The organism is Paenibacillus sp. NPDC056933 (genome assembly GCF_042674385.1).
Classification (GTDB): Bacteria; Bacillota; Bacilli; order Paenibacillales; family Paenibacillaceae; genus Paenibacillus.
The window spans coordinates 1,875,265-1,888,838 of sequence record NZ_JBHUQN010000001.1; the positions used below are offsets into that span (position 1 = coordinate 1,875,265).

Consider the following 13,574-nt stretch of genomic DNA (forward strand, 5'->3'; position numbering starts at 1 on the left):
AGTATGAACCTACAGAAAAACAAAAACTCACGCTTTGCGCGTTTAACACGTGCTTTGAAGCTTAATTTTCTCAAATTATTACGAGCTCCCGGCGGAGCACATAAAGTGTCTACCGGATTTGCTTTAGGATTTGGTCTGGAACTGATCGTCATATCGACAGCATCTCTGGTTTATCTTGTGTTCTATCCAATTGTACGTTTGTCTGGTGGTTCACTGCCAGCAGCCATTGTGGGCAACGTGGTCGGCAAGCTCACATTCCTGCCCATCATATTGATGCCGCTTGCCAAGCAAATTGGTTCCTGGATATTGCCAGCGCACAGCATGGGGCAGGGGCTTGTGCATGAGAGTGCCTTTATGGAGCTGTTTCGCGGCAACTGGTCCGCGCTGAGTGAACTGTTACTGGGTGGTCTGGATATTCTGGCAGGTATGTCCGTCTTTGGAGTCATTCTGGGCGTGATTTCTTACTTTGTCGTCAAATTCTTCTATGTCAGAGCACTCAAACGTCGCTTTGAACGCCGGTTGGAGAAACGCAAGCAGGCAGCGATGTCACTAGCTTCAGCTTCCGTGTTGATCAGGAAGACATCACAATCATAATCGGCAGAATGACCATGGAGGCAGCGGTAGTCCACAGAATACAACGGGACACAAACTGCGGAGAGGCATTGAATTGCTCAGCCAAAATCACTGCGTTAACTGCCGTAGGCATCGATGCCAGAATGAGCAGTACACTGAATAACGTTCCTTCAATCTGAAGTGCGGTCAGAATCAGGTACGAGAGTACAGGTGCCGCGACAAGTCGCACTACAAGTCCGGTCCAGAATGCTTTACGGACGTTGGGTTTCCAAGGTTCGACGGAACCACGCGGTCTTAACATCTGTGCACCGAGAATAGCCAATACGACAGGGGAGTAACCGGCAGCGAGCATGGAGATGCCTCCATCCAGTGCCACAGGCAAGCTCAGATTGGATGCACGCAGGATGATGGCAATGGCAGCAGCATAGATGGACGGCATACGGAAGACGGACAAGATGGCATTTTTCACGGTGAATTCGGATCTGGCAGCAAAAAAGATTCCTACCGTGTTCACAATAATCATCTGTCCGATGACGTACACCGAAGCCTTGTCCAAACCGAGTTGTCCAAAGGCCAGTAACACAAGCGGGAGCCCGTAATTCACACAGTTCGTAAACGTGGAGACAAGGGTGAGGCCCGCTTTTTCGCTTGCGCCAAGCTGGAATATACGGCTCAACAGTTCAGCCAGTGCCCATAGTGCGATTAAATTAATAATAGAAAACCAGAACGTACCGGTTACGTCCGTCCATGTAATCTCGGCATGCAGCAGCGTATCAAAGATGAGCGCAGGACTCAAAATATAGAGGGAAAAGGTCGATAACGGCCGAGTATCCCAATTTTTGAATTGTTTTAACAATATGCCTCCGATCACGGGAAGTGATATGGGCAGAAATACATGATATAACGTGAGCAGAAATGAATTAAACAACCGAATTCAGTCCTTTCTGGATGAAAAACCTATTTTATCATAGCAGAAGTTAATCTTTGTCGGGAATGGATTTTGGTATTGTCCTACGTAGTGGGCGATGTGGATGCCGCTTCGTTGATGGTTGCGCAGGGGCGGTGGATTGCTATTTTGATATGGCAGATTTATTATAGAAGAGGTGCAACGAGATTACATACACATAGAGGAGGAAACTGTAATGAGTGAATCAAAACGCTTGCTCGTATTGGTCGGCTCTTATGCCGAAGCGGAAAATGAGGGCATTTACGCATATGAATTAAATGAGGATACAGGTAACCTCTCCAAGCTTGACGGCATCTCGGGTGTGAAAAATCCAACGTTTGTAAACGTGGATGCTGAAGGCAACAAACTGTATGCGATCGGTGAAACGGCGTCTGCCGAAGGCAATAAAATGTCTGAAGCCGTAGCTCTGAGCATTGATCCTTCTACAGGAAAATTGTCTTTGCTGAATCGTCATAATTCAATCTCGGCTCCACCATGCCATATCCAACGCGACCCATCCGGTCGTTACTTGATCCTGTCCAGCTACCATGGAGGTCTGGTAGGACTGCAAGCCTTGACGGATAACGGAGAAGTTGGAGTGCTTCTGGATGAGAAGAAACATGAAGGCAAAGGTGCGCATCCGGAGCGTCAGGACAAGCCACATGTGCATTCCGCGTTCTTTAGCCCTGATGGCAAATACATGATGGTACAGGATCTGGGTGCGGACAAAATCGCAATCTACTCCATTGATGCAGACAAGAACGAACTCGTACTGCACAGTGAAACCAAAACACATCCGGGTGCAGGACCGCGTCATCTGGCATTCCATCCGAATGGTCAATTTGCTTATGTCATTAACGAAGTGGATTCTTCCATTACGTCTTTCCGTTATGATGCAGCAGCAGGTACATTGACTGAGGTTTCCACCGTGTCCACATTGCCTGATGGCTATGATGGCAGTGAAAACACAACAGCTGAAATCGCTGTATCCAACGACGGACGTTTCGTATACGGTTCGAACCGCGGGCATGACAGCATCGTTGTATTTGCAGTAGATGCTGACAAAGGTCACCTGACACTGGTTGAGCATGTAACTGCTGAGGGTCAACACCCACGTCACTTTGCATTGACTCCGAATGGCAAACTGCTGATTGCAGCTAACCGTGATACCAACAATATCGTTTCCTTTACCGTCGATCAGGAGAGCGGACGTCTGAAATACACAGGTCATAGCACGGGTGTATCGAAGCCAGTATGCGTGAAACCTGTATATCTGTAAATCCAGGATTAGTGATAAATTAGCCTGAGGCTCAAATTGATTACAGGATCAATATGGGATGATCTTGCTGACTTGAAACGTGGAAAGACCCTGCCTTGTATCTTGTGGCAGGGTCTTTTTTGGTTGAGGCAAGCTTAGGAAATCGCGAATGATTACATATGTAGTTTAGCTTGTAACCATACCGTAATCTATTTGTTCTATTTTGCTTCGGATAACAGTGCTTTTTACTCAATAGTATCGTGTGGGTAACTACCTGACTTCAAAGTGCGTACTTCCAGAATGGATAGTCAGGATCTACAATGATTGAGTAGCCATGACAAACATTGCATGCATCTAAGCTGGCTGAACGGTGCAGGCTAAATATTTTAACACCCTTATAAGGACATACTCTTATTCGAACAACAAAGGAGAAATGAATCGTGAAATTGCAATTGGCATTGGACTTGGTAAACATCCCTGAAGGTATTGCACTGGTTAAAGAGGTTGAACAATATATCGATATCGTTGAGATTGGTACGCCAATCGTTATTAATGAAGGACTGCACGCGGTAAAAGCAATGAAAGAAGCATTCCCTAATTTGCAAGTTCTTGCAGACCTCAAAATTATGGACGCTGGTGGTTATGAAATCATGAAAGCAGCTGAAGCTGGTGCGGATCTGATCACTGTGCTTGGGGCAACCAATGACAGTACGATCAAAGGTGCAGTAGCAGAAGCGAAGAAACAAAACAAACAAGTTCTTGTGGACATGATCAACGTGCCTAACCTTGAACAGCGTGCTCGTGAAGTTGATTCGCTTGGCGTAGATTACATCTGTGTACACACAGGTTATGACCTGCAAGCTGAAGGACAAAGCCCGTTCGAAGATCTGCAAACGATCAAACAAGCCGTAAAAAATGCAAAAACAGCTGTAGCTGGTGGCATCAAGCTGGAAACATTGACAGAAGTGATCAAGGCACAACCGGATCTGGTGATTGTGGGTGGCGGTATTACGGGCCAAGCAGACAAAGCCAAAGTAGCAGCCGAGATGCAGCGTCTGGTTCAACAAGGGTAATTGGATGAGCAGCCGACAATATGCAGCTGACATCTTGCAGGAGCTGGAACGTACGCTAAGCCAGATCGACGACTCGGAGATGCAGGCCATGGCGGAACATATTCTGGCTGCCGAACAGGTTTTTGTAGCAGGCGCAGGCCGATCGGGACTGATGGGAAAGGCTTTTGCCATGAGATTGATGCAGATGGGGCTTCGGGTATATGTAGTGGGAGAGACGGTTACGCCGGGGATCAGTCCGAAGGACTTTCTCTTGTTATGCTCCGGCTCAGGAGAGACAGGCAGTCTGGCAGCGATGGCCCACAAGGCGAGTAAAGCAGGTGCTCCTGTGGGTCTAATCACTATTAAACCAGAGTCCACCATCGGACAGCTGTCAAATACCGTGGTTCGTCTTCAGGCCTCCGCCAAAGAGGATACGGCGACCGCCGGAGCGTCCGTGACCATTCAGCCGATGGGCTCCCTGTTCGAACAGGCGCTGCTGCTGAGCATGGATGCACTGGTGCTCACCATGATGGAAATGAAGAGTATGACTGGAGCAGACATGTTTGGGCGTCACGCCAACCTGGAATAGTCCATTTGTCATAGACTTCATGAAATAGAATAGATGGAAGACCGGAATTCCCTTAAACAAGTGGGAGTTCCGGTCTTTTCTGCTATCGTTGCCTGTAGTCTAATTCGGGGTTTGCTTAACATCAGGGTCGTGCTGTAGTAGAATGTATACAAGCTGTAACGAACGAATGAACCCGTTATATGATACAAGGGAGCGGCAAGTTCTCCTGTTGCGGAGTGTTCTTGTGATATGCGTATTGCATTTAAGCGATATAAGATTGATTGGAAGAAAAGGAGGCTCGGAGTCATGGCGGTGGAAGTCAAGGAACGGATTAATTTGAAAGAGATCAACTGTGAGAAAGAATTGACCCTTGCTGTGATTGGCGGCAAATGGAAACTGATTATTTTATGGCATTTGGGTCTGGAAGGCACCAAACGTTTCAGTGAGCTGAAACGCCTAATCCCTCATATTACCCAGAAGATGCTGACCAACCAGTTACGCGAGCTGGAGGAAGACAAGCTCATTGAGCGCAAGGTGTATGCAGAAGTACCTCCTCGTGTGGAATATACGTTGACGGATCACGGCCAGAGCCTGATGCCCGTGCTGCATGCGATGTATAACTGGGGTAAAAACTATGGTGAAAACGTGATCTGGAAAGCTGAAAGTTAAAACGAACCGCTGGGTGTAGGGAATTTTCCATCACTCCGCGGTTTTTCTTTCCCCCTAATTCACTAACAGTTCAACAAAAGTTTTCTTGAAACGTAGAAGGCAGAAATAGCCTGAAGAAGCGAAGCGTTCGCCTAAAAGCTTTCTGGAAGAAAGCTGCATCGGAAGCATATGCTTATCCCCGGATTCCCCCTTTAGAAAAGGGATCAAAAAATCTGGGGATAACAGCGATCGGAAGGTTATTTTGTCGGCGGAGTGACGCGAGCAAACTAAATTTACAACCTGGTTGTGAATCACTTGAACCAAAAGGCTCATTTTAGAAGATGTAAGGTATATAAGCTTCGAATATGCTACGATGAGAGATATTGGAAATGTAAGGAGGATGACATGAAAGATGGAAAAAATACGTACACGCGATGAAGTAAGCCAGGAAACCACTTGGGATCTGCGAGATTTGTTTGGAACGGATACGGAGTGGGAGCAGGAACTCAGATCACTGCCTGAGGCAGCTGCCCATATCGAAACGTTCAAAGGACTTCTGGGCGAAAGCGCCGAGCAATTGCTGGCTTGTCTGGATGCCCGTGAAGCACTTCAGGAACGGATTGGCAAAACAGCTTCATATGCCCGGCTTAAACAGTCGGAGGACAGTACCAACCCTGTGAATATCGAGAATTCAGCCAAGGCGGGAGACATTCTATCGAATCTGTCGTCGTCCTTGTCTTTTGTCAATTCAGAGATCGTTGATCTTCCGGATGGAACGGTTGAGCGTTATATGGAAGAGCTTCCGGGGTTGCAGCCCTACGCCCGCAGTCTGGAACGTTTGATTCAGGAGAAGGCGCATCGCCTTTCGCCCGAGACGGAGAAAGTACTCGCCTCCCTTGGAGAAGTCCTGGATTCTCCCTATCGCATCTATCTGCGGGGGAAACTGGCAGACATGACATTTGACGATGCACTCGATGGCGATGACAACAATCGACCGCTGTCCTGGTCATTCTATGAAAATAATTATGAAATGTCATCAGATACGAAGCTGCGCCGCTCTGCTTATGCCGCCTTCAGCTCCAAGTTGAATGATTACAAAAATACCTTTGCTGAAGGTTACGCAACTGAAGTGAAGAAACAGGTCGTGCTGTCCAGACTGCGTGGATATGATGATGTTACGGACATGCTGCTCAGCCCGCAGCAAGTAAGCAAAGAGATGTACAACAATGTACTGGATATCATCCAGCAGGAACTTGCACCCCACATGCGCAGACTGGCAGCGCTCAAGAAACGTGAGTTGGGTCTGGATAAGCTGATGTTCTGTGATCTGAAAGCCCCACTGGACCCGGAATTCAGTCCTGCTATTACATATGAGGAAGCCTGTACGCTTATTCAGGAAGCCCTTGCCGTGCTGGGACCGGAATATGGCGAAATAGTGGAACGTGCATTTAATGATCGCTGGGTAGATTACGCAGATAATGCGGGTAAATCGACAGGAGCTTTTTGTTCGTCCATATACGGATCTCATTCCTATATCCTGATCTCGTGGGCGAACAATATGCGCGGCGCATTTACGCTTGCTCATGAAGTAGGGCACGCGGGGCATTTCATGCTGGCTGGGAAATACCAGCGACTTACAAATACACGCCCATCCCTTTATTTCATAGAGGCCCCTTCAACGATGAATGAAATGCTGCTGGCAGATCATTTGTTGAAACGTTCAGACAATCCGAGAATGCGTCGTTGGGTCATTTTGCAATTGCTGAATACGTATTACCACAACTTTGTCACGCATCTGCTTGAAGGTGAGTTGCAGCGGCGGGTATATGCATTCGCAACCAAGGATGAACCTATTACGGCAAAGACGTTGAGTCAGCTTAAAGGAGATATTCTCTCCGAGTTCTGGGGTCCTGATCTGGTCGTCGACGAAGGTGCGAAACTGACCTGGATGAGACAGCCTCATTATTATATGGGACTGTACCCTTACACCTATGCAGCAGGTTTGACGGCATCTACCGCGGCCGCACAGTTGATTCGAGAAGAAGGGCAGCCTGCAGTGGATCGTTGGCTTGAAGCACTCAAATCAGGCGGGAGCCTCACGCCGCAAGAACTGATGAAGCTTGCGGGTGTCGACATGTCCGGACCTGAGCCGATTCGTGCTGCTGTCGCCTATGTTGGCAGTCTGGTTGATGAACTTGAACGTCTGTATTCGTAATCAGGTTCATATAGTATAGGGACAAGGCTTGTAGGTTGTCTGTGTGCACCGTCTCCTTGACAGGGGGCGGTGCATCTTAATTTGCAGGGAGAAGGGAACGATGATGAATGACGTCATTGAGCATATCTTCATCGCTGGGCTGGTTAAGCATGGACGGATTCGGTATTTTTGACGACATGAATGATGTGCCGGGATTCGAGGGCAGTCAGAGTGGTTTTTTTTCTGGATTCAATGAGTTTGGTGCAACGAGTGCGTTTGGTTCGATTTTTATTGGCGGTATTTTTCTCATTATTGCAGGTGTTATTGTTTATGCCATTATTTCAGGGGTACGCACATGGTCATCAAACAATGCAGCAGCGTTGCTGACCTTGCATTCGACGATTGTGGCAAAGCGAACGAGAGTTAGCGGGGGATCAGGGGACAGCAGTGCTTCGACATCCTATTACATCACATTTGAGCTCGACAACGGAGAACGGGTAGAACTGAACGTAGGCGGAAATGACTACGGTATGCTCGTGGAAAATGACCGAGGCATGTTAACGTATCAGGGGACAAGGTTTAAGCATTTTGAAAGAGATGTGCAACCCCAGTCTGGTGCGAGCAATAACCGTTTCTATACGTAAAATAACGGAATAGCGGCTCCTCCCAAGTGGAAAGAGTCGTTTTTGTTATAGGCAAAATTAAGAAATCACAGGGTATTCAAACGCTTACAATGGTGATATACTCGTAAAATAAAGTGAAACAGTATAAAACAAAAATAAACAAACAAAAAAATAAAGAATAAATCACAGACTACTGTGAGATGAAATGAAGAAATGTTCGAGAACAAACTAAAGGTATGGGATGAGAGGCTGGTGAAAAGAAGTGAGTGTGCTGGCGTATGATCTGGGGGCTGGCAGCGGGAGAGCGCTGCTGGGTCATCTGAACGATCGGGGAATGGAAGCGATGGAGATCCATCGGTTCAAGAATGAACCGGTAAAAGTCGGAGATCGAATGCATTGGGATATTTTGCGGCTGCATCATGAATTGCTGGAAGGGCTGAACCTGGTTAAACAAAAAGGGGAACAACCTGAAAGTTTGGGGATTGATTCCTGGGGGGTTGATTTTGGACTGCTGGGGAGTAATGGCGAATTGCTGGGCAATCCGTACCATTATCGTGATGTGCAGTTTAACGGCATGATGGATCAGGTCCGCAAGGAATTAACTTCGCAGCGGATTTTCGAACGCACGGGTATTCAATTTCTTAGCTTTAACACCTTGTACCAGTTGGCAACGCTTAAGCGAAGCGCTTCGCCCTTGCTTAACGAAGCAGAGCGTTTTCTTATGATTCCGGATCTGCTTCGTTACTTTCTCACAGGTGAAGCGGTGAATGAGTTTACCAATGCAACTACAACACAGCTGTATAATCCCTCAACAGGTCATTGGGACGGTGAACTGCTCGCACATATCGGCATTTCGGAGAATCTGTTTGGCGAAGCGGTTATGCCAGGTACACGTGTGGGACAGCTACGGAGCAGCATATGCAGTGATGCCGGTCTGTCTGCCATCCCGGTTATCGCGGTTGCAGAGCATGACACAGGTTCAGCGGTCGTCGCTGTTCCGGCAACAGAGCGTTCATTCGCTTATCTGAGCTGTGGAACCTGGTCACTGATGGGCACGGAGATGGATCATCCTGCCATCAGTTCCGAGAGTCTGGCTCTGAACTTTACGAATGAGGGCGGGGCAGGCGGTACGTTCCGGCTGCTCAAGAACATCATGGGTCTGTGGATTTTGCAGGAAAGCATGCGTGAATGGGAACGGAAGGGGCAGGGGATCAGCTACGCGGAATTATTGAGCAAGGCTGAACTTGCACCTGCGTTTGCGAGTTTGTTTGATCCTGATGATGAGCTGTTTATGCCGGCAGGTGATATGACCGCCCGCATACGTCAGTATTGCCGTGATACCGGGCAGGCTGAGCCGAAGGATCAGGGAGCCATTGCCCGATCCATTCTGGAAAGTCTTGCTCTGAAGTATCGTAGAGTACTGGAGTGGACGGAACAGCTGTCCAGACAGACTTTCAATGGATTGCACATGGTCGGGGGAGGCATCCAAAATCGTTTGTTATGTCAGTGGACGGCCAATTCCATTGGCAAACCGGTATGGGCTGGACCGGCAGAAGGCAGTGCGATTGGGAACATGGCTGTACAATGGATGACAAGCGGGGATTTTAAGGATATATGGGAAGCTCGCAAGGTCATCCGCGATTCCTTCCCGGTTACTGATTATGAGCCAAAAGATAGACCCGTCTGGGAAGAGGCTTACGGCAGATTTCTAAGGTTGACTGCTTCCTCAGCATCACAAGCCAGGAATGAGGTGTAACATGCTGGCAGCAGAACGCTATGACCGGATTGTAGAGATGGTTAATATGAAGGGCAGTATGCGGGTATCCGAGCTTAGTGAGCTCTGCCGAGTAACCGAAGAGACCATTCGACGTGATCTGGATCGGCTGGAGCAAGCAGGGCGACTTCGTCGTTCTCATGGTGGAGCGGTCAGCGTGAAGGAAGAGCAGCCAGAGATCCCGTACCGCGTGAGGGAGACAACCCATGCGGAGGAAAAGAAAAGGATTGCTCAGTCAGCCCTTTCGATGATCTGCCCGGGGGATCGAATTCTGCTGGATGCCAGCACAACAGCAGGCTATATGGCTGCAAATATGCCGGATATGCCTTTGACGGTATTGACCAATTCCATACAGGTAGCTACCGAACTGAGCAGTAGGGAGAAAATCGAAGTCATCTCGACCGGGGGCCAGCTGGCCCCTCGTTCGTTATCTTTTGTTGGACCGCTCGCTGAACGTTCGCTGGAAACGTACCATGTTGATAAGTTGTTTCTCTCTTGTAAAGGTGTGCATCTGGATGGCGGTGGAATCAGTGAATCCAATGAGCTTCAGGCCAGGTTGAAGCAGAAAATGGTCGGCATATCCGACCAGGTCATTTTGCTTGCAGACGCCAGTAAATTCGGTGTTCGTGCATTTGCCCGCGTAACCGGGCTGAATGCCGTTCATGCGGTGATCACGGATCAGCCGCTGGAGGGCGAATTAATGGACCGTTTAAACGGTTATGATATCGAGATCACGACCGTTTAAGACCAATAGGGTATTCGATACTTATATGTGTTATAACAACAATTCATCAGTTATGGGAGCGTGTAATCATGAAAGTCTCCTTGTTCATTACCTGCCTCAGCGATGCCATATATCCCCGTGTGGGGGAGGCGATGGTCAGATTGCTCGCCGCTCATGGTGTCCGGCTGGATTTCCCGCCCGTGCAGACTTGTTGCGGACAGCCTTCCTACAATAGCGGGTATTGGGATGAGACACGAGTAGCCGCCAAAACGATTTTGGAGGCCTTTGATGACAGTGATTTTGTCGTCTGTCCTTCGGGCTCCTGTACGTATATGATTCATCATTATCCCGAGCTGTTTGCAGATGAACCCATATGGCTGGAGAAGGCCAAACGCCTGGAGGCGAAAGCCTATGAATTCACTCAGTTTCTCGTTCAGGTGCTTGGGATCACGGATTTGGGTGCGCATTTTCCACATAAGGTTACCTATCACCCCTCCTGTCACGGAAGCCGTTTGTTAGGCGTGAAGGATGAGCCAATGGCCTTACTGTCCGCTGTGAAGGGCTTGGAATTCGTCCCGCTTCCATTTGGAGAGGATTGCTGCGGGTTCGGGGGTACATTTGCCATCAAAATGCCGGATATATCCGGTGCCATGGTCACGGAGAAGGTGGATCACATTAAAGAGACGGAAGCCGAAGTATTGGTAGGATTGGATATGGCCTGTCTGATGAATATTGCGGGCAATCTGCGTTATCGGAATGAACCGGTGCGTGTGATGCATTTGGCGGAACTGCTGTATGAGGGGGTGCAAACAGGATGAGTCAGCCGGGTGTAATGGATGTTACCGTGAAGAAACGTGCAGAACTCGCGTTAAATGATGATTTTCTGCGCAAAGCGGTCAAGTTTACGACAGAACGACTGCGTAATGGCAAAAAATCCGCATCAGAGGAACATGGCAACTGGGAAGAATGGCGGGAGCGTGGACGTCAGATTCGTCTGCATACGATTGCCCATCTGGATTATTATTTGAATGAATTCGTCAACAATGCACGCGCGAACGGTGTGCATATTCATTTTGCCGATACTTCGGTGGAGGCAGCGGCGATTGCATTGGATATTGCGGCTCACAAGCAGGCTTCAACCGTGGTGAAATCCAAATCAATGGTGTCCGAGGAAGTACACCTCAACCATGTGTTGGAGTCCGCAGGCATTGAAGCGATTGAGACCGATCTGGGCGAATATATTATCCAGCTGGCAGGCGAAGCCCCGTCTCATATCGTCATTCCGGCCATTCATAAGAACCGTTATCAGATCGCGGACCTGTTATCGAAGGAAGCAGGCGAAATTCTGGAACCGGACACCACTGTACTTGCCGGATTTGTACGTAAAAAACTTCGCGAGAAGTTTCTCGAAGCAGATATCGGCATGACGGGCTGCAATTTTGCGATTGCGGAGACAGGTTCCATGGTCCTATTTGAAAATGAAGGCAATGCCCGGATGGTGTCGACCGTGCCAAAGACGCAGATTACCTTAATGGGTATGGAGCGTATCATTCCGTCTTGGGCTGATCTGGAAGTAATGGCAACCCTGCTGCCACGATCTGCGACAGGTCAGAAATTGACGATGTACATGTCAGGCATAACCGGTCCTCGTCGATCAGAGGACGGGGACGGGCCGGAAGAAATGCATATTATTATCGTGGACAATGGACGTTCGCTTCAATTGGGGGACCCTGAATTTCAGGAGTTGCTGAACTGTATTCGCTGCGGAGCCTGTCTGAATGCTTGTCCAGTGTACCGCCATATTGGCGGGCATGCTTACGGTGGAACTTACAGCGGACCTATAGGAGCGGTGCTCACGCCTGCCTTAAATGGAAATATCGAGGAATGGAATGACATCGCGGGTGCTTCAAGCCTGTGCGGAGCCTGTTATGAAGCCTGTCCGGTCAAAATTCCGCTGCATGATATGCTCGTATATTTGCGTAGACGCAAGGTAGAAAAGGGCTATGGAAACAAGCTTGAAAGCGCAGGTATGAAAGGTTTTGCGGCGGTTGTATCCAATTCCAAACGGTTCGGTGCGGCTATTCGGCTCGGACAGATCGGTCAGAAAGCCGTTGTACGCAATAACGGAATTTCACTGAAACTTGGGCCTCTCAAGGGCTGGAACAGCTATCGGGTTGCGCCAAGCCTCGCGAAGCGTTCCTTCCGGCAGCAATGGAACAAGCTGGATGAGGAGCTGAATCAGGGTCAGAAAGAGATGGATTCTTCCATTCGGAACCGAATGGAACAGATTCTTCGTGAACGCGAGGGGGGCGGCCAACATGAACACTGAACATCAGGAATGGCTGGAGCAACTGGAGAAGAAGTCTCGTGCGAAACAGGAACACTTTATGAATGACATCGCGTCCAAGTTGAGAAGGCCACGCCAACGCCATGCTCCCACCCAACCTTTTCGCGGTGCACCCGCGTTCTGGAATGATCTGGAGTGGGACATCGATAAGCGAACACAGGCATTCACCGATAATTTTGTGAGTGTAGGTGCTCACATTGCCCGGGTGCGTGACATTAATGAAGCTTCCGACTTTATCGCTACTAAATCTCACGAATTAAGCGCGAAATACATTATACGTCAGAATGAACAGGCACTGACGGATCTTGGATTGGAAGAACAACTTCCTGGTATACACATTTCTGTTTGGAACAGCCAAGCGGAGGAGAACTGGAAGGCCCGGGCAGCTGAGGCCGATATCGGGGTGGTCATGGCGGACTATGCTACAGCATATACGGGTTCCGTTACGGTACTGTCTTCACCGGAGAAGGGACGCTCAGTCAGTCTATTGCCCACCGTACTGATTATTATTATTCCGATGGATAGGCTCTACACCAGACTTGGCGAAACGCTGAACCGATTCGATGAAGCGGGAAGAGAAAATCTCCCGGCAGGCATTCATTTTATTTCAGGTCCCAGTCGTTCTTCTGATATTGAAAATGATTTGACCATTGGGGTACATGGGCCGGGCATTGTATACGGCCTTATTATGGGATGACTGATTTCTCAAAAATGTACAATAATGTCGCTCATACGAACTGCCCGGGAAGCAGCCTCTGTCTGCTGAGGGCAGTTTTCTTTGTGTACGTTTCAGTCTGTATGATCTGTGTACGATATGGATGGTATATAGGCGTTTCCTATAAAAATTATATTTATTATATATTTAAC

13 protein-coding genes are annotated in these 13,574 nt (G+C 48.6%); 12 read left to right on the plus strand and 1 reads right to left on the minus strand.

Annotated features, from left to right (window positions below; translation table 11 throughout):
• The first annotated feature begins 3 nt into the window (after positions 1-3).
• Positions 4-594, plus strand: coding sequence for a DUF2062 domain-containing protein (locus tag ACFTRD_RS08660; protein ID WP_379378855.1), 591 nt, complete (start codon positions 4-6; stop codon positions 592-594).
• Here ACFTRD_RS08660 and ACFTRD_RS08665 read toward each other — a convergent pair.
• Entirely contained in the window at positions 572-1,501 is a 930-nt protein-coding gene (locus tag ACFTRD_RS08665) for an AEC family transporter (protein WP_379378857.1), read from the minus strand. The genes ACFTRD_RS08660 and ACFTRD_RS08665 overlap by 23 nt on opposite strands.
• 214 nt (positions 1,502-1,715) lie before the next feature.
• Here ACFTRD_RS08665 and ACFTRD_RS08670 point away from each other — a divergent pair, with 214 nt between their 5' ends.
• From ACFTRD_RS08670 to ACFTRD_RS08720, 11 genes are all read left to right on the plus strand, one after another.
• The gene (locus ACFTRD_RS08670) at positions 1,716-2,798 is read left to right on the plus strand and encodes a lactonase family protein (protein ID WP_379378859.1); all 1,083 of its coding nucleotides are present in this window, start codon (positions 1,716-1,718) and stop codon (positions 2,796-2,798) included.
• Between the two features lie 419 nt (positions 2,799-3,217).
• The gene (gene hxlA, locus ACFTRD_RS08675; protein ID WP_379378861.1) at positions 3,218-3,850 is read left to right on the plus strand and encodes a 3-hexulose-6-phosphate synthase; all 633 of its coding nucleotides are present in this window, start codon (positions 3,218-3,220) and stop codon (positions 3,848-3,850) included.
• A gap of 4 nt (positions 3,851-3,854) precedes the next feature.
• Positions 3,855-4,418 carry a 6-phospho-3-hexuloisomerase gene (hxlB, locus tag ACFTRD_RS08680; RefSeq protein ID WP_379378863.1) on the plus strand — a complete coding sequence of 188 codons (564 nt, stop codon included), beginning with the start codon at positions 3,855-3,857 and terminating at the stop codon, positions 4,416-4,418.
• A gap of 285 nt (positions 4,419-4,703) precedes the next feature.
• A complete protein-coding gene (locus ACFTRD_RS08685; protein WP_379378865.1) occupies positions 4,704-5,066 on the plus strand; it encodes a winged helix-turn-helix transcriptional regulator in 363 nt (120 codons plus the stop codon).
• 391 nt (positions 5,067-5,457) lie between these two features.
• Positions 5,458-7,260, plus strand: coding sequence for an oligoendopeptidase F (pepF, locus tag ACFTRD_RS08690; RefSeq protein ID WP_379378867.1), 1,803 nt, complete (start codon positions 5,458-5,460; stop codon positions 7,258-7,260).
• Between the two features lie 107 nt (positions 7,261-7,367).
• Positions 7,368-7,883: a DUF2500 domain-containing protein gene (locus ACFTRD_RS08695; protein WP_379378869.1), complete on the plus strand. Its 516-nt coding sequence runs from the start codon at positions 7,368-7,370 to the stop codon at positions 7,881-7,883.
• A gap of 241 nt (positions 7,884-8,124) precedes the next feature.
• Complete coding sequence (locus ACFTRD_RS08700) at positions 8,125-9,618, plus strand: rhamnulokinase (protein WP_379378871.1); 1,494 nt, start codon at positions 8,125-8,127, stop codon at positions 9,616-9,618.
• A gap of 1 nt (position 9,619) precedes the next feature.
• Positions 9,620-10,381 (plus strand): DeoR/GlpR family DNA-binding transcription regulator, encoded by a 762-nt coding sequence (locus ACFTRD_RS08705; protein WP_379378873.1) that lies wholly within the window; start codon positions 9,620-9,622, stop codon positions 10,379-10,381.
• Between the two features lie 68 nt (positions 10,382-10,449).
• A complete protein-coding gene (locus ACFTRD_RS08710) occupies positions 10,450-11,178 on the plus strand; it encodes a (Fe-S)-binding protein (RefSeq protein ID WP_379378875.1) in 729 nt (242 codons plus the stop codon).
• Positions 11,175-12,689 (plus strand): LutB/LldF family L-lactate oxidation iron-sulfur protein, encoded by a 1,515-nt coding sequence (locus ACFTRD_RS08715; RefSeq protein WP_379378877.1) that lies wholly within the window; start codon positions 11,175-11,177, stop codon positions 12,687-12,689. The genes ACFTRD_RS08710 and ACFTRD_RS08715 overlap by 4 nt, the downstream gene beginning before the upstream one ends.
• On the plus strand, positions 12,679-13,404 hold the full coding sequence (locus ACFTRD_RS08720; RefSeq protein WP_379378879.1) for a LutC/YkgG family protein: 726 nt from the start codon (positions 12,679-12,681) through the stop codon (positions 13,402-13,404). The genes ACFTRD_RS08715 and ACFTRD_RS08720 overlap by 11 nt, the downstream gene beginning before the upstream one ends.
• Positions 13,405-13,574 lie beyond the last annotated feature (170 nt).

Excerpts from the sequence above, each read along its gene's own strand:
- ACFTRD_RS08660 (WP_379378855.1), top strand. The coding sequence starts at position 4 with ATGAACCTACAGAAAAACAAAAACTCACGCTTTGCGCGTTTAACACGT.
- ACFTRD_RS08670 (WP_379378859.1), top strand. The coding sequence starts at position 1,716 with ATGAGTGAATCAAAACGCTTGCTCGTATTGGTCGGCTCTTATGCCGAA.
- hxlB (WP_379378863.1), top strand. The coding sequence starts at position 3,855 with ATGAGCAGCCGACAATATGCAGCTGACATCTTGCAGGAGCTGGAACGT.
- ACFTRD_RS08685 (WP_379378865.1), top strand. The coding sequence starts at position 4,704 with ATGGCGGTGGAAGTCAAGGAACGGATTAATTTGAAAGAGATCAACTGT.
- pepF (WP_379378867.1), top strand. The coding sequence starts at position 5,458 with ATGGAAAAAATACGTACACGCGATGAAGTAAGCCAGGAAACCACTTGG.
- ACFTRD_RS08695 (WP_379378869.1), top strand. The coding sequence starts at position 7,368 with ATGACGTCATTGAGCATATCTTCATCGCTGGGCTGGTTAAGCATGGAC.
- ACFTRD_RS08705 (WP_379378873.1), top strand. The coding sequence starts at position 9,620 with ATGCTGGCAGCAGAACGCTATGACCGGATTGTAGAGATGGTTAATATG.
- ACFTRD_RS08710 (WP_379378875.1), top strand. The coding sequence starts at position 10,450 with ATGAAAGTCTCCTTGTTCATTACCTGCCTCAGCGATGCCATATATCCC.
- ACFTRD_RS08715 (WP_379378877.1), top strand. The coding sequence starts at position 11,175 with ATGAGTCAGCCGGGTGTAATGGATGTTACCGTGAAGAAACGTGCAGAA.
- ACFTRD_RS08720 (WP_379378879.1), top strand. The coding sequence starts at position 12,679 with ATGAACACTGAACATCAGGAATGGCTGGAGCAACTGGAGAAGAAGTCT.